The 23,140-nt window shown below is 40.3% G+C and carries 19 protein-coding genes; 8 read left to right on the forward strand and 11 right to left on the reverse strand.

Annotated features, from left to right (window positions below; translation table 11 throughout):
• Positions 1 to 130 precede the first annotated feature (130 nt).
• Both OQ289_RS06590 and OQ289_RS06595 read right to left on the reverse strand, forming a co-directional pair.
• Complete coding sequence (locus tag OQ289_RS06590) at positions 131 to 961, reverse strand: aminotransferase class IV (RefSeq protein WP_270089942.1); 831 nt, start codon at positions 959 to 961, stop codon at positions 131 to 133.
• 383 nt (positions 962 to 1,344) lie between these two features.
• The gene (locus OQ289_RS06595) at positions 1,345 to 1,806 is read right to left on the reverse strand and encodes a GyrI-like domain-containing protein (RefSeq protein WP_270089943.1); all 462 of its coding nucleotides are present in this window, start codon (positions 1,804 to 1,806) and stop codon (positions 1,345 to 1,347) included.
• Between the two features lie 423 nt (positions 1,807 to 2,229).
• Between OQ289_RS06595 and OQ289_RS06600 the strand changes: the two genes are divergently transcribed.
• On the forward strand, positions 2,230 to 3,018 hold the full coding sequence (locus OQ289_RS06600) for a hypothetical protein (protein WP_270089944.1): 789 nt from the start codon (positions 2,230 to 2,232) through the stop codon (positions 3,016 to 3,018).
• A 152-nt stretch (positions 3,019 to 3,170) separates the two neighbouring features.
• On the opposite strand, the gene OQ289_RS06605 is transcribed toward OQ289_RS06600, so the two are convergent.
• A complete protein-coding gene (locus tag OQ289_RS06605) occupies positions 3,171 to 4,064 on the reverse strand; it encodes a metallophosphoesterase (protein WP_270089945.1) in 894 nt (297 codons plus the stop codon).
• 335 nt (positions 4,065 to 4,399) lie between these two features.
• On the opposite strand from OQ289_RS06605, the gene OQ289_RS06610 reads away from it, so the two are divergent.
• Entirely contained in the window at positions 4,400 to 4,858 is a 459-nt protein-coding gene (locus tag OQ289_RS06610; protein WP_270089946.1) for a DinB family protein, read from the forward strand.
• A 168-nt stretch (positions 4,859 to 5,026) separates the two neighbouring features.
• Here OQ289_RS06610 and OQ289_RS06615 read toward each other — a convergent pair whose 3' ends face one another.
• The 8 genes from OQ289_RS06615 to OQ289_RS06650 all read right to left on the reverse strand — a co-directional run bounded on the left by OQ289_RS06615 (position 5,027) and on the right by OQ289_RS06650 (position 16,611).
• Positions 5,027 to 6,448 (reverse strand): BT_3987 domain-containing protein, encoded by a 1,422-nt coding sequence (locus OQ289_RS06615; RefSeq protein ID WP_270089947.1) that lies wholly within the window; start codon positions 6,446 to 6,448, stop codon positions 5,027 to 5,029.
• Positions 6,449 to 6,585: 137 nt separating this feature from the next.
• On the reverse strand, positions 6,586 to 7,731 hold the full coding sequence (locus OQ289_RS06620) for a DUF1735 and LamG domain-containing protein (RefSeq protein WP_270089948.1): 1,146 nt from the start codon (positions 7,729 to 7,731) through the stop codon (positions 6,586 to 6,588).
• A 6-nt stretch (positions 7,732 to 7,737) separates the two neighbouring features.
• Entirely contained in the window at positions 7,738 to 8,766 is a 1,029-nt protein-coding gene (locus tag OQ289_RS06625; protein WP_270089949.1) for a glycoside hydrolase family 18, read from the reverse strand.
• Between the two features lie 10 nt (positions 8,767 to 8,776).
• Positions 8,777 to 10,342, reverse strand: a complete 1,566-nt coding sequence (locus tag OQ289_RS06630) for a RagB/SusD family nutrient uptake outer membrane protein (RefSeq protein ID WP_033565353.1) — start codon at positions 10,340 to 10,342, stop codon at positions 8,777 to 8,779.
• A 7-nt stretch (positions 10,343 to 10,349) separates the two neighbouring features.
• On the reverse strand, positions 10,350 to 13,679 hold the full coding sequence (locus OQ289_RS06635) for a SusC/RagA family TonB-linked outer membrane protein (protein WP_270089950.1): 3,330 nt from the start codon (positions 13,677 to 13,679) through the stop codon (positions 10,350 to 10,352).
• 100 nt (positions 13,680 to 13,779) lie between these two features.
• On the reverse strand, positions 13,780 to 14,886 hold the full coding sequence (locus tag OQ289_RS06640; protein ID WP_270089951.1) for a FecR family protein: 1,107 nt from the start codon (positions 14,884 to 14,886) through the stop codon (positions 13,780 to 13,782).
• Positions 14,887 to 14,957: 71 nt separating this feature from the next.
• Positions 14,958 to 15,563: an RNA polymerase sigma factor gene (locus OQ289_RS06645; RefSeq protein WP_052144217.1), complete on the reverse strand. Its 606-nt coding sequence runs from the start codon at positions 15,561 to 15,563 to the stop codon at positions 14,958 to 14,960.
• Positions 15,564 to 16,038: 475 nt separating this feature from the next.
• On the reverse strand, positions 16,039 to 16,611 hold the full coding sequence (locus OQ289_RS06650; protein ID WP_033565128.1) for a YdeI/OmpD-associated family protein: 573 nt from the start codon (positions 16,609 to 16,611) through the stop codon (positions 16,039 to 16,041).
• 344 nt (positions 16,612 to 16,955) lie between these two features.
• Between OQ289_RS06650 and OQ289_RS06655 the strand changes: the two genes are divergently transcribed.
• The 6 genes from OQ289_RS06655 to OQ289_RS06680 all read left to right on the forward strand — a co-directional run bounded on the left by OQ289_RS06655 (position 16,956) and on the right by OQ289_RS06680 (position 23,052).
• Entirely contained in the window at positions 16,956 to 17,324 is a 369-nt protein-coding gene (locus tag OQ289_RS06655; protein WP_270089952.1) for a hypothetical protein, read from the forward strand.
• A gap of 266 nt (positions 17,325 to 17,590) precedes the next feature.
• Positions 17,591 to 18,517 (forward strand): hypothetical protein, encoded by a 927-nt coding sequence (locus OQ289_RS06660; RefSeq protein ID WP_270089953.1) that lies wholly within the window; start codon positions 17,591 to 17,593, stop codon positions 18,515 to 18,517.
• Positions 18,518 to 18,522: 5 nt separating this feature from the next.
• On the forward strand, positions 18,523 to 20,511 hold the full coding sequence (locus OQ289_RS06665; RefSeq protein ID WP_270089954.1) for a TonB-dependent receptor plug domain-containing protein: 1,989 nt from the start codon (positions 18,523 to 18,525) through the stop codon (positions 20,509 to 20,511).
• Between the two features lie 4 nt (positions 20,512 to 20,515).
• Entirely contained in the window at positions 20,516 to 20,881 is a 366-nt protein-coding gene (locus OQ289_RS06670; protein ID WP_270089955.1) for a hypothetical protein, read from the forward strand.
• Positions 20,882 to 21,059: 178 nt separating this feature from the next.
• Complete coding sequence (locus OQ289_RS06675) at positions 21,060 to 21,926, forward strand: MbnP family protein (RefSeq protein WP_270089956.1); 867 nt, start codon at positions 21,060 to 21,062, stop codon at positions 21,924 to 21,926.
• Between the two features lie 103 nt (positions 21,927 to 22,029).
• The gene (locus tag OQ289_RS06680; protein WP_270089957.1) at positions 22,030 to 23,052 is read left to right on the forward strand and encodes a cytochrome-c peroxidase; all 1,023 of its coding nucleotides are present in this window, start codon (positions 22,030 to 22,032) and stop codon (positions 23,050 to 23,052) included.
• The last annotated feature ends 88 nt before the right edge of the window (positions 23,053 to 23,140 follow it).

The following is a 23,140-nucleotide window of genomic DNA, read 5'->3' on the forward strand; positions in this document are numbered from 1 at the left end:
TTACCTTAAGTAAGGCTTTCCAATTGATTGCCTAGGTAGCTCACAATAGTGCGGCTTATCTGCATATCTTAAGTTCTTGCTGAAGAAACTGATAATGTTAAGGACGCTATCACAGTTTGGGCTTTTAACACTATCCATTTTTGTAAATCAAATTTTGCAAAAGTCGTTGCAAACGTTTAGTAATAGGTCCTGCCTGTGGGGCAAATTCCTTATATCCCAATACGGATGTCACAGGTGTTATATTTTTGGTAGTAGAGCTGATAAATGCTTCTGATGCACATTTCAAATCCTGTAAATTGATATCCCGGACTTCCACATCTATTTCAGTAGACGCCAGCTCTAGAATCTTTTTACGGGTGATACCTTGTAAGACGTCATCGGCCGGAGAAAGCAGTTTGCCCTCTGGACTTATCAAAAAGAAGTTGGCGCGTGGACATTCGGAGATTAACCCATCTTGTACATACACCACATCATCGGCACCTTGTGATTTCGCTGCTTTTAGCGCATGTATCCCCATGACATAATCAATCGATTTGACCTGACTGAAAGGGCGGTGATAGTCAAATGGTAATAATTTTAAGCCTTCTCGCTCTAAGGTGATGTTGCGTTTCAGCGGGTGCTGGCTGATAATTAAATTCGGTTCGGAGATACTGTACCCATCTGCGCTGTATCCTCCCGTTAATAGTAGTTTAATGCCCGAATCAGGCATGGCGTTGGCCCGCATCAATGTGTCGATTAGACTTTTGAGTTCCGTTTGGGAGTAGTTAACTGGCAGGTCCATCAAATTGGCCGATTGTTGAAAACGATTTAAGTTGTCTTCCAAAAAAATTGGGACACCCGCAACAGTTTTAAAATAATCGAAAATGCCGTATCCACGTACAATCGCTAGGTCATTAATGGATAATTGGGCTTCGCTCTCTGGAATTAGCTTTCCGTTGAAAATCACATGAGAAATTAGCATGTCCTGTTTGTGTTAAGTGTGCTTTTGTGCAGGCAAACCTAGGTAATACCTAGTTCAAATACAAGTTTTAGTAATCTACTAAGTCTTTTTCGAAAAGTACAAGACACCCCTTTTTTGGGGATGCATACCCTTTATTATTTCCCGTTGTGTTTGTTGATGGGTATACTGGCATTAATTCTTAGAATAAGTAAATGGGTTCTTTCAAAAATAAATATGGTTGTGACCACTGGATGGAGCTAAGGAGTCCATAAGTTTATGGGTATAGCTCTTTGATCAAGTGCAATCCAATCTTCCTCTACTTCCCATTTGTCGTATGTCAGTAACACAAAAGTGGGCAAATTCCCTCCCTATTATCTGCTCACTTTTGCGCCAAATAGAAGGTGTTATTCTTTCACAGATATAAAAGTCTCGACCTCCGCTTGATCTCCGTCGTAATATTTCTTTCCATGAACTGTAAAATCTGCCTTATAGGCTCGATTTAAGTTGGTATTTTGCCATATTTCTAACCAAGTATTGAAAACAGCTTCCGGCATTTTACCTTTTGAAACAAATTTCTGGTACGTTGCTGTTTCGATTGTTAACCCAATCATTCCGTCGGGAATGTTCTCCAATGTATGAACTGGAAGACCAATGATGGTAGTATAAGGCCCGGTAAAGTCGGTCTCGTAATCGGTATATACGGCGTAAATTTCTTCACTTATGGCATTTGGAATTTGTTTTTGAATCTCTTCGCTCCAGAACTTACTCCATAATGCCTCGATATCTTTTGCGGATTTTCCATTATCATTGGTCGTCCTGGTTGAAATTCCGATTACATTAAACGTTTTAATAATTTGATTGTTCATAGTTCTATTTGTTTTTGTCCGTATTTGCGACTGGGCTGTGAATGGTTGAAGTAGGAATATAAAAAATACCCAAGGATATACTTGTTTCATGATTTCTGTGCTTTTATTTGTGTAATCAAATTTAAGATGTACCTGTGACAACCCTATGTCAAGAGGGAGGACAATTATTTTGCAAATTGACTTTTATTTCGGGTGTAAAGCGGATATCATAGTAGATGAGGAGCACCGGCTCCAGTAACAGTTAGAAAAAAAATAGGCCTATCAAGAGTCTAGGGAAAACGGGAACGTAAAACGCAGTGAATAATGTAATAGATTTTCAGGGGTGTAGCAATTTCCATCGTCTGTGTTATTAAAAAAATTACGTATATTTAACGCAGGCTATTCACGAGTGTAGTTATCATTATTAACTTAATATTATCCCCTATGGCGACTCTATTCAAATACCTATTTATCATCATACAGTTTGTGTGCCTCTGTGTTCCTATGCATGCACAATTCAATGTAGATAAGTACGACAAGCTTAATTTTCTTTTAGGGACGCTCGATGAGTATATGGGGTATGATCGCAGTTTTGTACCTGCCCGTGGGCAGCGTAGTTATCAAAAGGTTGACATCTTCTATAAAGAGGAACTCAAAAATACTTTCTTTATGCAGGACCTTTTTAAAACTCAATATCCAGACCTTTATATAGAGAATAATTTTGCTCCAAAAGGAATCGTACTATTTTCTCCAAAACTCTCACAAGAGATAGATCGTTTTTTTGAGTATAAGCCTTCTGGTAATTATTCATTGGCTGGAGACACCGTGTATGCTGGCACAATAAAATCCGATATGATTATTACTGAACAGCAAAAACGTTCTTATATTCTTGGGATTCTCGTCCGCGCTGGCTATAAAAAAGATGGTGCAGGAGTTTATACAGTTGGTCTGCCCAATGCTGGACCTAAAGCTGCGTTCCTATCCAAATTGCTCCAAGAATTAGCGTGTGAGGATGTACAGTATACAATTTCGCAAGGTTGGATTCCAGTCGGGCACTATGTACGGTTTAAACCTTCCATACAAGTTGGTGAAATAATTGATGATGCTTACCAGCTCAGAAGTCAGATTGCAGCAATAGACGTCAGTACGGTAGCCTTCAAGTCAAACGGCCGTCTAAGTGCCCGTTTCAAACAGAGCCCTTTGGATATATGGCGTTTGACGCTCGATAACTGAGTTCGTGTCCTAATCTGTTTTTTCACCCAATAGCTCTATTTTTTTATATTGAAATGCAAACCCTATGATGTTCTATCTACGCTTGTCTTCCCTTCATATTACTACAACAGGGTTGATGTAAAAGATTGCCATATTCCTCTTTAGGAATAATTTCAGAATTCAAATACTCTCGATGTCATTCTTCCGTAACCAGTAAGCACAATTCTCTTGGAATATAGGTCTATAGTACCGTAGGAATTTGTCTTATCCGTTTCAATCATACCTTCCAATGTAACCATAGGAATCCCTTTATAAGTTCCAAAATTGCCCTCGTGATGATGTCCCGATATTACAGCGCGGATATTGGTATATTTGGTAATTATGGATAGAATTTCCCTGTTGTTCAAAGTTTCCAATCCGTTCTCGGGAAATAAAGGGTGATGCGTAAATATGATGACATCTTTCGATTTTTTTTGCGCCTCTTTTATTTTTTTTTCCATCCATTGGAGTTGTTTATTTCCTACACCTCCATTCCAAGGTTGCGCATTCTTCCTTTTTTCCGATGTTAGACCGTCGTTCATATTTTTCCACGCCTCCTGTTCAGATGAACCTAGCTTAGTTGCATATTCGGATAGTTCATTTGTATTGAGTAAAATAAAAGTCCAATTGCCTTTCTCAACAACGTAGTAGGGGGCTTGCATGCCCAACTCCTTGTATAGTTGAGTGCCGTCTTTAGTATCGACGAAGTCGTGGTTGCCCAACATATTGTATACTGGTGAATGCAGTCTTGCAAGTCGTCGTCGTACCGGTTCAAGATCTTTTGTTCCCACATCAACCAAATCACCGAGTACGATCGTAAAATCAACTTTCCCATTATTTAGGACCTCCGAAGCCGTGTCTAGTTTTAAAAGAGAGTTACGATAGAAACGACTACCTTTACTATCTTTGTCTGCATATTGTGGATCGGCTATTACTCCTAAACGTATCTTTGTCGATTTTTCTTGCGCGTAGTTGATGTTATGCAAGAGTGAGCACAGAATAGGTATCAATAAAAATCTTATTCCCATTTTTGAATCTTGTTTTAGGTCAGTATTTGCTATTATTTATGCCAGATAAATACTCTTTCTTATCTTCATTTCTGAAATATCATAGGAAGTAAAGTCGATTCCTTACTGTCTCGATGATGCTCATTAATTGGATGTAATACAAACTTAATAGATTTTTCGAATTTTTAAATATCAAATGACATCAATCGATTGGGTGCATTTAATTATATTTACAAATGAGATTTAATTACCCAGCGATGGATGAAGAGGGATATTAGGTATAAGATGTTATATCCAAAAACGCTATAAATATCGGATGATTTCATCTTTTTTGCTTGAAAACAAAAGTATGTACTATGGATGCAATATTTTTTAGGCCGTTGTTTGATTATTCCCATTATTATAATCAACAGTTGTCAGCAATCTTTGTTAAGAATTCAACTTTAGGTGATTCAAAGTCTATGCGATTATTTTGTCATATACTGAATGCTCATCACATCTGGAACTCGAGGCTGTTGGGGAACGCTATCCAATACAATATTTGGGATGTTCATTCTGAATCCCTCCTCAGTGAGATAGACGCTGAAAACTTTCGAAATACGGGATATATCTTGAGCAACTTGGACCTACAGAATATGGTGTCATATCAAACCATGAAGGGACAGCCCTTTGAAAATAGGATTTGTGATATTTTGTTTCATGTTATCAATCATTCGACCTATCATAGGGGGCAGATAGCAACTGATTTTAGACAAATTGGAATAGAACCACTTGTAACAGATTATATTTTTTGGAAAAATGTAATAAATGAATAGGTATCTTAGATACCATACTTGTAAAAATATTCCTAAGGTTTCTAATATCTAATGCCATCGTAAATGGGGAAGGGAGTGGGAGAGGGACTTTTGGGAAATCTTATATAAAGGGCTGCCATCCCGAAGAATGACAGCCTAACTATTACCTAAATAAATAAAGTTTTTGATTTACCAATCTTTGCTATAGATTTGGCTTCGATCGATTACCAGCTCATCGTCAAACAGTATTTTAGCGACATTTTGTAATGCAGGTGTTTGAAGCCATTCGAAGTTGCTCCTGTTTGGGTCAAATGCAAAAATCATGTGTGCCCCAAATCCCCCTGTTCGAAGATTGTTTAAAGCCGTTGCTGAGGGCAACCTACCTAGTGCGTACTCGGCCGAAGACATTCCCCAACGAGATTTGGGAAGACCTGGATAGCGGGTAGATAAATCAAAGCTACCTCCATAATCATGCAGTGCATAGTCTACATACTGTCCAGCAGGCGCTTCTGCAATAGCACTTGTACCACCAAAATTATTCGTTCTGGAATACACATATACCATTGTTAGCTTGTTGGGCATGGCCATTTTTGTTTCATATACGAGTCGGGCTGCTGCTTTATTGGACGGCGATACAAACCCTGGAGGAACAGGATTCTGATAGGAAGAATACTCATCGTCAAAAAATACCCCATCCAAATTATAGGCATCACACACGGCCTTAATCTCTTGGGCAAAAATCTTAGCCGCAGCATCAGAAAGATTGGCTACTCCCGAACGGTCGTGGTTCCCCAATATACTCAAGATTACTTTCATGCCCTTATCCTGCAAAGGTTTAATATATTTAGCACGATTGGCCAATAGGTGTGTCACATTTGGATTATGTGTTACTTTCACCTTACCTGTAGCAGCATCATAGTTGATATTCGAAGAAAACAAGATGACCATATCGATGAGATATTTATCACTATTCTTTAGCTTCAAGCTCAAATTATTCAACGGGTTGGTATCATTCACCTCCATACAACTGATAATCTTGATTCCAGTACTTTTGTCTGTTGATGGTATTTTTGTTAAGTCATTTACAAAAAGTAGCAAGTCGCTAGATTTGGAGAGTACTCCACCCACTAGTAGCGTTGTACTTAAGGGGATGACATACGTTTCTTTTGCGTCTACCTCAGCACCTGTCTTCACAGACACATGTACGGGGTCAGAAGACACTGCATTGGCTTTCACTTCTACCTGACCATTGCCCGAAAAAGTCACCAAAGTTTTCGGAAAAGGTTTGAAAGTAGTTCCATTCTTTTGGTTATATGCGTTGAGGACCTCCTCATTGTATATGACGGCTCCCTTCACACCTTGTGTATTGGGTTTGGAAAGCTGCAGCAGTACATCGTATGTTCCTTCACTACGAAACTCCAAAGTAGAGTTATCCATTCTACCATCTACCCCGGCTAAATACCCAATAGATTCTGCATTTACTTCATATCTTGACTCGTCTATTGATTTGACGGTGATAGCATCATCCTTGCAAGATTGCAGGGCTATCATGGAGAATATTGTGACCAGTCCCCAAAGTAGAAGACTGTATTTCTTTGCTAAATATTTCATGTGTGTATAATTATTACATGAGTTCGTTACACTCGGTTTGATTTTCAACAGTCACATGAAATATCCACACTATATTCATTCGTGTTTGTGCAGTCTGTGCTACATGGATATTTCATATGTTTATAATTTATCGTCTATTATTTTGCAGGCAGTGATACCGGTGTCCATTTCACGGCTTTTTTCGCTGTCAGATCATTGCCATTGGCTGTATGATCCTTGACCACACTGCCACTACCTTCATTACATTTCCAGTAAGCGACCAGACCGTCGGCAGTAGGACTTACTTCGTAAGGATTGCTGGCAATTTCCTCCGCAGTTCGTTCGACATTCCAAATACGACATTCCGAAATATCACCTGCTAAGAAACGTGCATCCTCATATGATCTACCAATGTAGAATCCATTCGGCCCATTTACACCAAAGCTCACTGTGGATAAAGTCGTGTTTGCTTCTGATTGTAGTTTACCATTTACATATACACGAATCTTCTTGTCCTGACCATTAAAAGCTACTGCGACATGTACCCATTGATTGGTCGGTAATCCTTTAGTAGCAGCATCAGAACCAGGCATGTTTCCAGCAGATGTAGCTACTTGAATCTGGTTTGGAGGGAAGTTTGCATCGCCTAGACGAATCAAGAATCTACCCTCGATTCCCATAATCGTACTGATCATGCGGTCGTAATTGCGAACCTGGATCAAAGCCTCTAAGGTAAATTTTGATAAGTTATTGACAGGTGCTGGAGTTTTCCATTGATCGATGTGTAGGTAGTTATCTTCGATATCCGCGACAACATCTATCAAAGCCCCGCCTTTAATGACATAGAATACTGTTTTTTCACTCTCTAATATGGATATACTTCCTCCCGTAAGCGATATTGGGAGCACGAAGATTTTTTCTCTATCAAGACTGTTGATTTTATCAAACGTTACCGTCACGGGTGCAGACTCTACCGATCCCTGACTTATTTGAACTTTATTGTTGGATATTGTATAAAATTCGGAGGGTAGTATCTCTACTTTTTCATTGTAAATTTTGGTGTATACCTCCAGTTTTGAAGGGTCAACACCGAGATTGACTTCCACAGGAGCCGATTCGAGGTTAGCCATAGCTACTTTAATATCAAATTGCTCCATAGTAACGGACGGTTTATTGATAATCCGCTCCAATTTTCCTGTCGAAATGTAGACTTTATTATCGAAGGTCTCCTCGCTTTTGCAGGATACAAGTAGGGTCAACAACGCTACCATGAACCCTAAGGAATAAAAATGTTTCTTTCTCATGGTCTCTTATTTTACTTTTATTGCCGGATTTGTAATTTGAATCGCTTCCCTACTATATTGATAACTTTTTAATACATTGAAGTAGTCGTAGGAAAGGTTTTTATAGCCCACTCCCTGTATCCGTAGGCCATTTTGCAAAGATGCAGCCCATCGTGCCGTAGCTATAGCTGCACGTGTACCGTCTGCAAAATAACCCAGTTTGGCCTCGTCGGCTTTATAGGATGTCATGCTGGCTAAGACTATATATTTGTCTACGGGTACATCGTTCGTGGTTGCGGATAATAATGCGTAGCCCAGTCCTCCAGCATCTACTGCATTTTCGGTTGGTAAAATAATGTAATTCACTTCTTGCAGGATGTTTTTGCCGATTAGGTATTGAGGGTTTCCTTTGAAAAATGATGTTTTGTCTACATTTTTTTCGAACCAAGGACTTACAAGTCCAAAGAAGAGGTTTTCCTCTGCCTCTACCTGCATTTTTTCAGCGGCTGTCAAATGTAACAGCTCTTTCCCCTGATAAGATACAATCAGTCCTTGGTAAGGGTACTTGTCTGCCGCAGTAAGAATGGTATTGATTGTATCTTTTACGAAATCATCCAATATCAGCGTTTTATCTTCTTTTTTGACAAAGGCGGTCTTAATACTGTTAAAATCAATTTCAAAGATGACTTTGGTACCCTTTTTCTCCAAAAGGTTCTTCATCTCGCTGGTCTCTCTGTCCACCAAGGCTATCGGAGATTCTAAAACAACGAAATCCAAGCTGTCGGGCACTTTCGAAAAATGGTCGCCTTGGCTTACAAGTTCCTTCCTACTGTTATTGAACCAACCCATGTTTATTTTATGAGGATTCCTTTTAAAGGCACGAAGGTCTTCTAGATATTTTGCATAGAGTTTCGGATTTTGTTGTTCCATATCTTGGCTTGATATCTCCAAAGGCTCCGCCTCCGTCCATTCATTACACGCTGTTACACTTGCCAGTACTGCTCCAAGCAGTAGGGCCATGCTGTATTTCTTTATCTTGAAAACTACTAAATTCATAATTCAAATATTACTTTTTGACCCACCATAGATCTGTACCCATATTATCGGCACCTTTCAATAAATTAGTTACTGCATCCGTGACATTCTTGCCATTTTCGGTATACTCTTCCTGTGGATACGGTAAGCGTCTCGCCATACGTTTGCTATCCACGCGGCCACCACTATTATTGACCATTACCTCCATTAATTTAGGATATCCAGTACGGCGGTATTCCGTCCAAGCCTCAATTCCTAGCGGAAAGTTGGCAATCCATTTTTGGGTAATGATACGTTCCAGTTTTTGTGAAGTCGTACCGGCCTCTTGCCATTTGATTGTGATGGCACTTGGTACACCAGCATATGAAAATGTACCTAGTGGATCCACATATGCCGCAGGTCTGTTGGTGCTGTTATTTAAATAATCGTCTGCACCATTTACATTCCATTGTTCAAAAGATAAACGTATTCCTTGGTTATAAAGGGCCTCTGCATTGGCACCAGCCATATTCCATCCCTTCAAAGCCCCCTCGGCCTGAAGAAAGGAAGTTTCTGCGGCATTAAACCACAACAGTTTATCACTTTCTGCTACATTCATGTTGGTGTACTCTTTCGGGGTATTTCCACTTGGGATTTGTATTCCTGAACGAATGCCATAGTAACCATTTGTTATCGTTCCTGTAAATGTAGAAGGTGTAAAATACTTCGCCCTACGAGGATCGACGTAACCGTTCATATAGGAAGTGATATCGGCAGATACACGAGAATCTCCGTTATTGTATTCATACATGATGATACGGAATGGATTTCTGTTGATGGGCTTTATAAAAGCATTGTCCGAATTGCTACGGATTACACCCACTTCATGGTTTACTGCTTCTTCAGCTTTTTGACGACCCTTTGTAGGGTCTACATCTGAAATATGGATGGCCAAGCGCAATTTTAGAGAGTTGGCAAGTTTAATCCATTGCAATACATTGCCGCCATATACCAAGTCTGCCTTACTCGAGAAATTTTGTGTTCTACGCTCTGTAAGTACGTTGATTGCAGCGTCCAATTGTGTAAACATTAAGTCATACACTTGTTCTTGGGAGTCATATGGAGCTTCCAAAGCACCATTTTCACCGACTTTGGAATAGGGAATGGGACCGTATATATCCGTCACTCTAGAGGCCGCCATCACTTTGATGATGTCAGCTACAGCATGTACTGACACATCTTGAGACACTTGTCTAATAGTCTTGGTCTGTACAAATAGTTTGGGCAGTATATCATTAAATGGTACCCGCGCCCAACCATTTTCAGGATTATACGTAGCAAAGTTCTTACCGTTGAACCCATTGTTTGAATCAGCCAAATAACCGCCCATGGAGCCACCTAACAAGCATTCGATAAATTGGTTTGCATTTACATCTAAAGGCACTACCCATGCTTGTAGACCAATCATTGCTGAAGATAGCACATATGCGTCGCGTTCCACCTCCTCAGGAGTTGCGCCTGCAGGATCTGTGTTGTATTTGTCGAAGTTTTTGGTACAGGATAAGTGTGTCATTGACGACAGCATCGCTCCCCAAAATAAAATCTTATATAGTTTCATAATTAGTTTAAAATTTAAGACGAACATTAAAACCTAGATTGCGGGTACTTGGCGTCATAAAGTAGTCTATACCTTGATAGTAATTGCCTGTACTCGCCGTAGATTCTGGATCAAATGGTGCTTTGTTGTAAATCATCAATAGATTACGGCCCACTAAGTTTAAGCTCAGGGCAGCTTTATTTCCGAAGAATGATTTTGGGAATGTGTATCCAATCGTTGCTTCCTGCAACCGTACATTGGTCGCACTATAAGTGTAGAATTGCGGAATACCTGAGTTGATTCCTACTACATTATAGTAGGCTTCCGCATTCACTTGGTCTGTGCCATTCACAATAAAGCCACCATTGTCACGCGCTTGAGCCGAAGCCTCCGAGACACCGTAGTAGTCCATGTACGCCTGCGTCGCTGAATAAACCACTCCACCAAAACGAGCTGCAATCGTAAAGTCAGCCATCCAGTTTTTGTATTGGAAGCCATTTCTCCAAGCCATATTAGATTTTGGGAATATACTACCTAAGTAGATGTCGCCCACATTGTTATTATTCACTACTTTTCCATCTGGTGTCACATACACTTGTCCATTGTCGTCACGTAGCAAATCAGACAAAGAGTACAGGTCTCCTAGTGTACCTCCTTCTTTGAGGATAAATCTAGCTTGTGAAAGTCCACCTACGTCTAAACGATTTTTATTGATGACCGCGCCGGTTTCAGGATGTACATAGTCCCTTACCAACTCTTTTATTTCATTCCTATTCACAGTGAGGGTATAGTTGGAATTCCATTGAAAATCAGCCCATTTCTTTTCATAACCCAATCCAATTTCGATACCCCTATTGACTACTTTACCCGTCTGTACATACAGGCGGTTATACCCGGATGAGACAGAGAGTTGAGGGTTAAATGTTTGATTGAGCGTAGTTGCATGGTACAAGGTCAGGTCCAGGTTAAATCCGTTCAAGAATTTGGCATTCAATCCCACTTCCGCCGAGTTGGTACGCTCTGGTTTTAAATTAGTGATAGGGTAATTCGATAAGGCCTTATATTGTTGTGTGGCAACATCCCACTCATATACAGGATTTGCTAGAAATTCAGGGAAAGGTCTTCCTACAGATGCGTACGAAGACCGAACCTTTAAATATTGAAATACATTAGACATATCTACAATCTGCGATAGTACTGCTGTACCACCTATCGAAGGATAGAAGAAGGAGGATTGGGTAGACTTTGGTCCAGCCAAATTGGAATGCCAATCATTTCGACCAGTTGCCGTCACAAAATAGGTATTCTTATAACCCAATTCTACACTCGCAAAGAGCGATTGAGACTCTCGGCTTCTATCGATCATCGGTGTTTTCTTCCGATCGTCAATCTGGGTAATGTCAAATTTGTTGGTCAAGCCATTTTCCATAATTGGTCCTCTGATTGGTAGCGAACCTGTTTTGTCATGTAAGATTATACCGCCTAGATTGGCCTGTAGTGTAAAATCATTGAACGACCTGTTGATATTGGCCATCACATCTCCATAGTATTGATTGGACTTTTGCTCATCTAAACCGAAAAATCCATTTCTCGAACCCTCAGTGATAGTGGTATTTGTGCTAGCATATAGTTTTTCTGTAAATCGACCTGTCGTATTATCCATACGGCCACGAGCTGATAAGCTCAACCAATTATTCACTTGATAATTTAAGCTAGCATTTATCATGTAGCGGTCTTTGTTCGTCTCTCTTAAGTTACGATAGTTAATCCAATATGGGTTTTGACCTACCACCTCGTTCAATCCCTGTGGCCAGTATTGTTCATATATTTTGCGTGACACATTATATCTTTCGTACATACGTATGGCATCCCAGTCATCACCACGTGGGAATAAATAAGCTGTAGTCAACGGATTAGAATATATTCCCTGATTCGTCATATTCAAATCGCGTTGCTTGATATAGTTTAATCCAGCATCCAAAGTCAATTTATCATCTAAGAATTTGGACGTATTGCGGAAGGTAAAGTTGTATCGATCGTATTTGTTGTTGGGTACGATACCAGTAGCATTGACAGCGCCCGCCGATGCATAGGTTTGGTTTTTATCCGTCCCGGTAGAAAATGAAATTCCCTCAGTAGACACTATTCCGGTTTGCAGGTAATCTTTGGATGGTGAGTAGTGATAATTGTTAACATCCGTTAGCGGAGCTCCCCAGCTTTTGTCATTGACACCTGAGGCCAGCCCCGATCCAGTACCATATCGATTTTGGAAAGAAGGCATGACAAACGCGTTGTTAAACTGTGTGTTTTGTGTTAAGGTTAACGATGTCTTGCCGGCGATACCTTTACGGGTATTCACAATAATAGCTCCATTCGCTGCATCCGATCCGTACAAAGCCGCTGCCGCCGCACCGGTCAATACTGACATTGACTCGATGTCATCGGGATTAAGGTCGGCAATACCTTCTGATGTGCCCGTGGAAGCGAACTCAGAGCCTTCCGTGGATTTTTTATTAAACATAGGAATACCGTCGATGACATAGAGTACATTGTTGTCCTGCTCGATGGTTTTGGCTCCGCGCATCACAACCTTAGCGGCTCCCCCAATGCCTCCCGAACTACTATTAATCGTTACCCCCGCAATTTTGCCAGTGAGGGAATTAATCATGTTGGCATCTCTTACCTGCGTCAGATCATCACCCTTCACTTGTTGCACATGATAACTTAGCGCTTTTTCTGACCGTTTAATGCCCAAGGCTGTTACGACCACCTCATCAATTGAGGCTTCTTCCTGGAGCAGTTGAATTTGAATTTCTTTGTTTACATTTTCAACGACTATTTCTTGCGATACATACCCTACATAACGTATTGAAAGGATGTCCCCTGGTTTTACATCGTTGATTGTAAAGATGCCTTCTGCGTTCGATTTAGTCCCTTTGTTTGTCCCTTTCAGCAAGACACTTGCACCCAAAAGTGGTTTGCCCGTTCCATCAACAATGAGTCCCTTGACCGCTTGTTGCGTCGCTTTTGTTGGCATCTCAGCAGTCGTCTGCGTTTCTTTTGCTGGCAAAGACGTTATGAGCAGGGTGTTGTCTTTCTGGTCATAAGATAAGTTTTGATCCTGTAACAATGCCTTCATCACCTCATGCAGACTTGCGTCTTTGAAATCGACATTCAAAAGGCGATTGTCATTAAGCATTTGGTTGGAATACAGTACATTATACCCCGTTTGTTTTTTGATTTCCCTGATGAGATCAATGGCCTTGATACGTTGTTTGCGCAACGTAATACTCCCTTGACCCGCAGCTGATATGGAAATCTGAAGCATAAGCATAGAGATGCCTACAGTTCGTATCATTTTAAATGATTTAAACCACATAATTCTACTTTTGGATTTTAATTGATATTGTTGAGTTTATAAAGTTATTGCTGCCCCGAAGGGTCTTTTTGGTTATTTATTATTTTATAGTTATGATTCGATCTTGAATATCAAATTTTACCTTAGAAGTCACCTTTAAAAGATTTAAGACATCTTCAACCTTTGCATATCGAGATATCTCGCCATTAAAGGTGATGTTTCGAGTATCCATGTTCTCAAACGTATAGTCTACATTGTACCATCTACCGACACGTTCCATTATGGATTCCAAGCGCTCATTTCTGAAAATAAAGGCATTATTTTTCCAGTCCACAAAATCATTGACATCCACATTCTTGACACTCACATGGTTTCCCTCAACATGGGCCTGCTGCCCAGGGCGCAATCTTTGTTTCTGATTGATGAGTACCGATCCTTCTAACAGCGTTGTCAGGTTGCGTGCGGCATGGTAGGTATTGACATTAAAAACAGTTCCTAATACTTGGATTTCCTGTTGTTCTGATTTGACGACAAAAGGTCGTTTGGTATCTTTAGCGACGTCAAAATATCCTTCCCCTTTCAGTTCTACAATACGCTTGGTTTGATGGTGCATATCTACTGCAAAGCGTAAGGAGGATTCAGCATTTAAGGTTACTTGGGAGCCATCAGGAAGGACAATCTCGTATTGCCCACCCCGGGGAGTCGTAATGGTATTATATCCCTTGCCTACAGCCAAGTTGGGGTCTATTCTATACTGTAGTAGGCCCTCTGTCGTTTTCGTGATTGAAATACCTTGGTCCTTGGTCGTTTCCGAATGGTTGTCTGTCAACGCGATTTGACGACCATCGCTTAAGGTCAATACAGCTTTGTTTTCTCCAGGGAAAATATCTGTGCTCACCAATTCGGATGATAAATCTATAGCATTATTTCGTTGGGATACGAAATAAGTGCTTATAGCGAGCGATATCACAATTACGGCTGCTGCGACCCACCGATAATATATGGGCTTGATAATCGTCACAGTAGGTGCACGCTCTGTTTTAGCTTCTATTTGCTGCCAAAGTCTGATTTTATCAGGCGCACTAAGGGGATGTCGATCTTTGATCTCCTGTTGCTCAAACCACAGCTCGAGCAGTTGCCGTTCTTCGACCGTACAAGTGCCTTGGGCATACTTATTCAGTAATTTTTTGATTTTATCCTTGGTCATAATTGATTATTTTACTGCCTAATCACATACATGTTGCACAAGTAAGTCTTAGGGAGTATAAAAAAAATCAATTATTTTTTATCCCATAAAAAAGCAACCAAAATAAGTCCTTCAAGGGTTTTGTATCCAAGTTTATACCGAAAGACTTTGAGGACATTTTGGACTTGTTTACGAACTGTTTTTTCTGAAATATCCAATCTTTCGGCTATCTCTTTATACGACAAGTATTCTTTTCTACTCAGACGGAATATCTCTTGTGCCCTTGGGGGCAATTTTTCCAGCTGACTATCCAGATACATTTGGAGCTCCTTTTCCTGAATTACTCCCAAAATAGGGTCATAAAAAGGAGACACAAAATCTACAATACTTTGCATGTACTGATCTCTGTATTTCTTTTTTCGTAATTGATACAGCGCTTGTTTACGAACAGACATGAACAGCCAGGCACCTAGATTTTCAATCTTCAGATCAGCTCTACGCAACCACAAAGAGGAGAATACTTCTTGGATAATATCCTCCCGATCGGAATTGTCGAGTGCAATCTTTTGTGAAAATAGATATAATTTATCGACAAAACGGGTGTACACTTCCGTGAATGCTGCGTAATCTCCACGCTGAATTCCGAAAAGTAAATCTTGTTCAGACCAACTAAAATAGTGTGTGACAGCATTTCCCATGATTACGTTTTTTACGAATAGAAATTATAACTGGTGGGTCAAATATAGGGGATATTTTAAAATGTTAGATATCCTATTAACAAATTTATAACGATTTAGCTACATTATAATCACATAAATGGCGTCAAATCTTCTTCTATGATTAAACTTACCTACGTCATATTATCAGATTCATGGTAGAATCTTTCTTCTGTCCAAAGTCAGATGTAAGGAGCTTAACCACGTTATTTGGATAAGAATTTATTCCGATACAATGAAAAATATCACTACGTTATTCACATTTTTTAAATACGTACGTACCTCGCCGCTAGCTAAACATTCCTCCTAGAAAATCCGCACATAGGAATGAAGAGAGCTTAAGTAGAATTGCAGACAGTAACAAACCCTCCAGAGTATGATGTCCGAAGGAGGTCTTGATGTATTTTCAATTGCTTTCTGCTTAAAATAAGACGGTGGCTTTAGACAAGTAGAGTCTCTAAAATTGCTTGGGCTTCCGTTGCTGTCCCGCTAATTCGGCTATTTCTTTTATACGATTTTGGCGGGTTTCAGGTCGCTTTGCAAGTACCACCCATTGTAACATCATTTTTTTTATACTCTTACTTAATCCTAAAAAATATTCCGTTGATCCAGGGTGCTTTGTGAAAGCATTTTCCAAGTCCACAGGTATAATCACTGCTTCTACTTCGTCAAGGATAGTCCACGAGCCGTTTTGTTTAGCTATTTCAATGCTTTCATAACCAGCTTTTTCCATTAATCCCTTTTCTATAAGTTGTGCGACTTTCTCTTTATTGATTTTTGACCAAGTACTTTGGGCTTTCCGTTTGCTGAAAAATTGGTGCGAGGTTATGTCATCTATCTTTATTTTTTTACTATCTATCCAACCAAAACAAAGAGCGATATCAACAGCTTCCCGCCAAGTAATTGATGGTTTCTCCGATAGTTTAGCATGAAAAACGAGCCATATAGACTGCTGTGAACGATGATTCCTCTCTAGCCATGTTCGCCAATCGGTTTGACTTGTGGGATAAAAAATTTCTATTTTTTGCATGCTTGTGCCCTCCTTTCCAAAAATAGACAATAAATACATATCCTATATCTAATTCTGTATACCAGGGACAACCTTCCAAAAAAATCTACTCAACTATTTGCATGGGGTGTTACCTCCCCATTACAATCCTGCATAGTAGGAGATGGTTCTTATGTAAAGGAATTAGTCTATAACATGAATCCATCAACGTGTCACGCTTTTAGCACATCTTTTTGCAACAACTTCTTAAATTACCGTGGGGGTCGCAGCAATTTCAGGTGACCTTTGGTGCAATCATATTGCACATAAAAATGAAATTATGTAAGTTTGAAAAAAAATAACTCCCATAAGGCATAAGTTAGGTTTTGAAAAGATTTTGTACATATATACTATTGGTCGCTTTGACACTGCAGTCGTTTTACCGCAGTATCATGACCGTAGACTATCAGATACACTTGCCGGACTACCTAGCCAAATGTATCAATAAAGACCGAGTACAGCTTCATTGTAATGGCCAGTGTGTGTTGATGGGGAAAATTCGAGATAACGAAAAAAAAGAAACCAAAAAAAACTTAGTGGTTTACGAATATAGCTCCCTCTATATCCACAAGGAGAACGATAATCACATCGTACAACAGCCACATGAGGAATTTTCCGAAGATCATTTTTCGCGATATCTCGTTGACTATCGGTTCACCTATAACAACCCTATTTTTCATCCCCCCATTAGTTAATTTTCACCAGTAGTACATATAGCTTACACTCATCTGTCGTAATCGTTTGGGTAGACCTTAGTCCTTGGTGACAATATAAGGTTCCATATGTGGCGCCGGTTAAGTCGGTAATGTGCTATTCATTTTGGCTACTATCTTTCAGGGGTGTTTATGATTAGGTATTTTCTTATCTTTTTTCTCCCTTCAGGATGCCATAAACCCAGTTGTCCTCTAGAGGATTACTACTACTGGTTTCTAATTATTTTTTCACTAAACATTCATCCATAATGAATAAAGCAATACTATTTCTAGCCGTATTGTGCTTTACAATGTTGTCCTGTACCAAAGAAAAGACGGACTACGAAGCAGAAATCGATACGGTAGTTCCGGAGAGCCAGGAGTTTAAAGAAGCCTATACAATCCATAGCGATGGATATAAAATCAGTATTGAAGCCTTGAACGGCACCTTGTATACAGGCTATAACCAACTCCGTTTCAAGGTTAGCAATAGTCAGACCAATCAACCTGTCAAGGCTTCTGCTATCACATTCCTACCCATCATGACCAGTGGTGATGGGACTCAGGTGTCCTGCCCACACCAATATCATACGTCTTTAACGCCAGATGGTACTTCTTTTTTAGGATACTCGGTATTTACGGAAGAAAGTACTGCAGGACGCAATTGGCATCTCTATCTTAGCTTTACCATTGCTGAGCAAATCCATTCCATTAAGCAGGATATCTCTATTCAGAAGCAGCCTAACAAAAACCTCAATATGACGACATTCATTGGAAAGGATGACGAACAATATTTCATCGCACTGGCAGCACCACAGAAGCCCAAGGTAGGGGAGAACGAACTAATAGCTGGCATTTACAAATTCAACAGACCCACTAGCCCACCGGTCATGAGCTTTCCTGATCCCTTACAGTTTTCATATACCGCAGTAGAAGACTATATCCTACAATTGGATCCACGTATGCCAGAACCTTCCATGGGCAACCATTCATCACCGAATAATAAGGATTTGACAAAGCATACTGATGGCTTATATCACGGACTTGTCAATTACACCATGACCGGTAACTGGACGTTGAATTTTATCTTGCTAAATCAAAATGGACGCATCCTAAAAGGCACCCAAGTCCCGACTGATTTTACACCTGGAGTTGTAGGCGTGAAAAGTGACTTACATATTGACATCCTATTCTAAGAAATATGAAAAATATAAGTTTTGCCTTTTTTGCTCTTTTAATTGGGATGGATGTAAATGCCCAAATCAGGCCGATCCAAGCAGATAGTACTAAGTACCTTGAAGAGGTGAAAATCAATGTCATTGCTAAAAAGAAAATTGAGACCGAATTGAAGATGGCGGTTTCTGTAGATGAATTTTTAGCCTCCTCTGCCAATATCAGTTTTATCAAACGAGGGGCTTATGCGTGGGAACCTTTATTGAACAACATGAGTACAGAACGTTCTGTCATCACCATCGATGGGATGCATGTTTTTGGAGCATGTACTGACAAGATGGACCCCGTCACCTCATATGTCGAAAGTAACAACCTTTCGTCCATTGATATCGCTTCTGGTCAGGAAGGAAGTATGCACGGGTCGACGATTGCTGGTAGCATTGATCTGAAGAGGAAAAGTACCTCATTTGGCCTCGAAAAGCAGTGGAACGGCGCGTATCAGACAGGCTTTGAATTCAATAACAAACAATTTTTCAATCTTGCGAATCTCTCTTATTCAAGTGACAAGTTTGTAGCAGACGGAAGCATTTCTCTTCGCAAAGCAGGCAACTATTCCGATGGCAACAAGGATGAGGTGCGCCATTCTCAATATAACAAATTCAATACCTCTTTAGGATTGGCGTACAAGACTGGTTCACTTTCCTCTATACGCGTAGATGCAATTTACGACAAAGCCAAAGATGTCGGTTTTCCGGCGCTCCCGATGGATTTGTGGCTCTCTCGAGCCATCATTACCTCTGTATCCTACAAGCAATTATTTGAAGATGGAATATGGAAAGCCTGGGATACCAAGCTTTACTTTAATGCTATAGAACATTATATGGATGACACCAAGCGTCCTGAAAATTTAGTTCATATGGACATGCCCGGTTGGAGCACCACGTACGGACTAGTATCCCGGGCCAATTTGAAGAGCGGTGACTTAGTTTCGGAAATCCAGCTCAACGTATACGATAATCTATCCATTGCGGAGATGACCATGTATCCACAGGATAGGAGCAACAAGACGATGTTTGCCTATAGTTGGCCTTGGGTTACGACCCGTTTTGCTGGTCTTTCCATGAATAATTCTTGGGATATCTCCGAGAGGAGTCGGTTGAATTTTGGCGGTTCACTAGGCTATAATTACAACCACTCCAAATATGTCGAATTCAATTGGATTTTCCATCCCGGAGCTCCCCAGCAGAAGAGTAGAGTACTCCCAGGCATACATGCTAGTTATCAACTCGATGTCGATCGGTTTGATTTTTCTCTTGGTACGGGTTATGGCCATAGAGCACCTTCCGTTTCAGAAGGCTATGGATATTATATTTATAACAGTTTTGATCGCTATGATTATATTGGTAATCCCGATTTGAACAACGAGATTTCATACGAGGCCAATGCCAGTGCGGGCTTTAAAAACGAAAAGCTGCGTGTCGAAACTAAAGTAAATTATTTCTATATCCAAAATTATATAATTGGACGAATCCTGAGTTTAGGTAGCCCGATGAATTATCAGTCTGTGGGTGTCAAAAGCTATACGGCGCTAGAGCACGCCAAGCTTTTCAATTTCGCTTTGAGTGGCACCTACGATATTCTACCTCATTTACATTGGAAGGGCACCCTTACTTATGCACGCGCTACCGATGATAAGAGTACCAATTTGCCATTCATTCGTCCATTGAGTTATCAATCCTCCCTACATTACATGCACAAAAAAATAGGTATACAGACCTCTGTCCATGGTGATTTGGCACAGGAGAATTATAGTCCCGAATATGGAGAAGATCTCACCTCCGCTTACCAAGTGTGGAATATATCTGCAGACTATACCTTCAACTTCAAAAAAATGACAACCATTTTGCAGGTAGGCGCTGAAAATTTGTTCAACACCTATTACAGCACCTATGCTGATTGGGGAAATATCCCACGGATGGGGCGCAATGTCTTTACATCGTTAAAGTTCAATTTCTAGTACTATGAGGTCGGTTTTTTGTGTTTTGATGATGATTTTGTCCTTGTTGATCGGTTTTCAGCAAGCAATTATTGTCGTACATTTTAAGCTAAATCAGGCAGCTATCGAGCAGCAATTCTGTGTCAATAAGGATAAGCCTCAATTGCATTGCCACGGAATATGTCATTTGAAAAAGCAGTTACAAGAGACCGAGAATACAGATACGGCTTCCCTCAATATTTTTCAACGGGTGGACATGCTGCCCATTACGATTTTTAAATTTGAAGCTTATAAGCTCTCGATTGAATTATTGTGTACTCCATCCATCTACAAAGAAATCCCATACACTGACCCCTATCTCGAAATCTTTGTACCGCCCCCACTGGTTTGACAATTATCAACAATTTCATTCAATCGCACTTCATTCATCTCGATTCCCAGAGGCTGAAGGGCTATTGATAATTCTACGAAACATAAATTATAACGATAATATGATGCTGCGATGTATACAGGTCCTCAGGATAAGTGGTACGAGCGCAAGCACTCATTAACAATTTGAAAATAATAAGATGAAACCATTCTCAAAATACCTTTTACTTTTCGTTGCTTTGCCGTCATTAATAGCCTGTGGCAAAAATGATAACAATCCTGTGGCGAATAATATCACTTTACAGTTCAACAATACCCTCAACAATACCACTATCCAGCTTGGTGATGCTACATCCCTCACAGCAACTAAAGCCACCTCCGCCGAAGGACAGGTCCATCATTTCTCCGAAATAAAATATGTAGTTAGCAATATTCGCCTCATCAAGGCCGATGGCAACGAGTTTCCATATCATATCAATGATTTGGATAAAGGGGCTGCTGTAATCAACCATTCCAAGCCACAGACACTAGATTATATTTTGAGTAATATTCCAGCCGGTGAATACAAGCAGATAAAATTTGGATTAGGAGTAAAGCAGCAGCTGAATAAGCTAGATGAGGTCAAATTTCCAAAATTCTATACAGAGGCTGGTGCCAATGACACCAAGATGATGTGGGAGTGGGGGACAGGCTATCGCTTCACCAAATTGGAAGGTTTTTACGGTACAGACAATAAGCAGATGTCCATCCACACAGGCAGTACCATAGAAGGTTCTGCTGAGCCCTATACACAAGGGGTAGACGGCTATCGAGATATTACATTGAATCTAACGACGCTTGCAATAGTAGGTCGCAATGCACCTAAGATTACCATCAAAGCAGATTTTGATAAGTTGTTGAGTGGAAAGACCAATACCATCAAGCTTACAACAGGCACAGGAATGGGCGACAATGCGACCCCCAATACCCACACTGCCCTTCAAATGGTCAAATTTGTGGATAATTTAGGCGGAGATGGAGCCAGCGATCTCTCCGGAATGTTTTCCATCAGTAGTGTAGAAAATTAGCATCCTTTCATGAGCCACCATAAGTCCATTGCGTATGGTGGCTCTTTTTCTGGATTGTTATCAGCTAGCAGTCAGCCCACATTCAGAAATAAATAGTAGATAAATGAAAAAAATACTCAGCGTCATATTCACGTTATTATTGCTGTTATCCTGCAATAGAGAAGAAAGTTTGACGCCAATATCGGGTGACAATCCTCCACTTCAGTTAGCGGTCCCCGTTGGTTTTCCCTCGTTGAGCCGATTCGTTGCAGAAAATAGTCCCACTACACATGGCGTAGCATTGGGCGAAAAATTATTTCACGAGAAAAAATTCAGTGGTAACAATACCATTTCCTGTGCCAGCTGTCACAATCAGTCCAATGCCTTTGCTGATAATAATATTCAGGCCATAGGTATTTATGGTAGGGTGGGGCTGCGCAATACACCTTCAATCCAAAACATGGCATTTATGGAGTTCTATAATTGGGATGGACATATCCGCCAATTGGAAAAACAACCCTTAGTTCCCATCATCACCTATGAAGAAATGAACTCTTCCATTTTAGAAGTAATCGGGAAGTTAAAAGCAGATCCGCAATATCCTGTCCTATTCAGAAAAGCATTTGGAGATGAAAGCATTACTTCTGATCGGATCTATCAAAGTATTGCGCAGTATGAGTACACCTTAATCTCAGCCAATAGTAAATATGACAAAGTAAGACGGAGTGAGGGAGAGACATTTACCATTAGTGAAGCGCAAGGGTATAAAGTATTTAAAGCCAAGTGCGCCAGTTGCCACAGTACTGAACTGTTTACCGATCAGAGTTTTCGAAATATCGGTTTCCCGCTAAATCCCAGTTCAGAAGAAGCTGGACGCGCCCGTGTGACCGGTGTTCCTGAAGATTATATGCGTTTTCGAGTACCGTCCCTAAGGAATGCGGCCTATACAGCCCCTTATGGTAGTTTCGGGCAGTTTCCATCCTTGAAGGCTGTTTTGGATTATCTTGATAATGGAGTTTTGGATGCTGCCAATCTTGATCCTATTTTGAAAAACAACGGTAATCGGATACCACTTACCGAGCAGGAGAAACAAGTTCTAATTTCCTTTATTAATACCTTGAGTGATCGTTCATTTTTAAATCATTGATTTTTGGATAATAATTATTGTTGAAATATACCGCTTCAAAGATATGGGTAGAAAGAGGACCTTTAAATACTCTTTTTGGTGTTTGTAA

Origin of the sequence: Sphingobacterium sp. SYP-B4668, from assembly GCF_027627455.1 — a bacterium.
Lineage (GTDB): Bacteria > Bacteroidota > Bacteroidia > Sphingobacteriales > Sphingobacteriaceae > Sphingobacterium.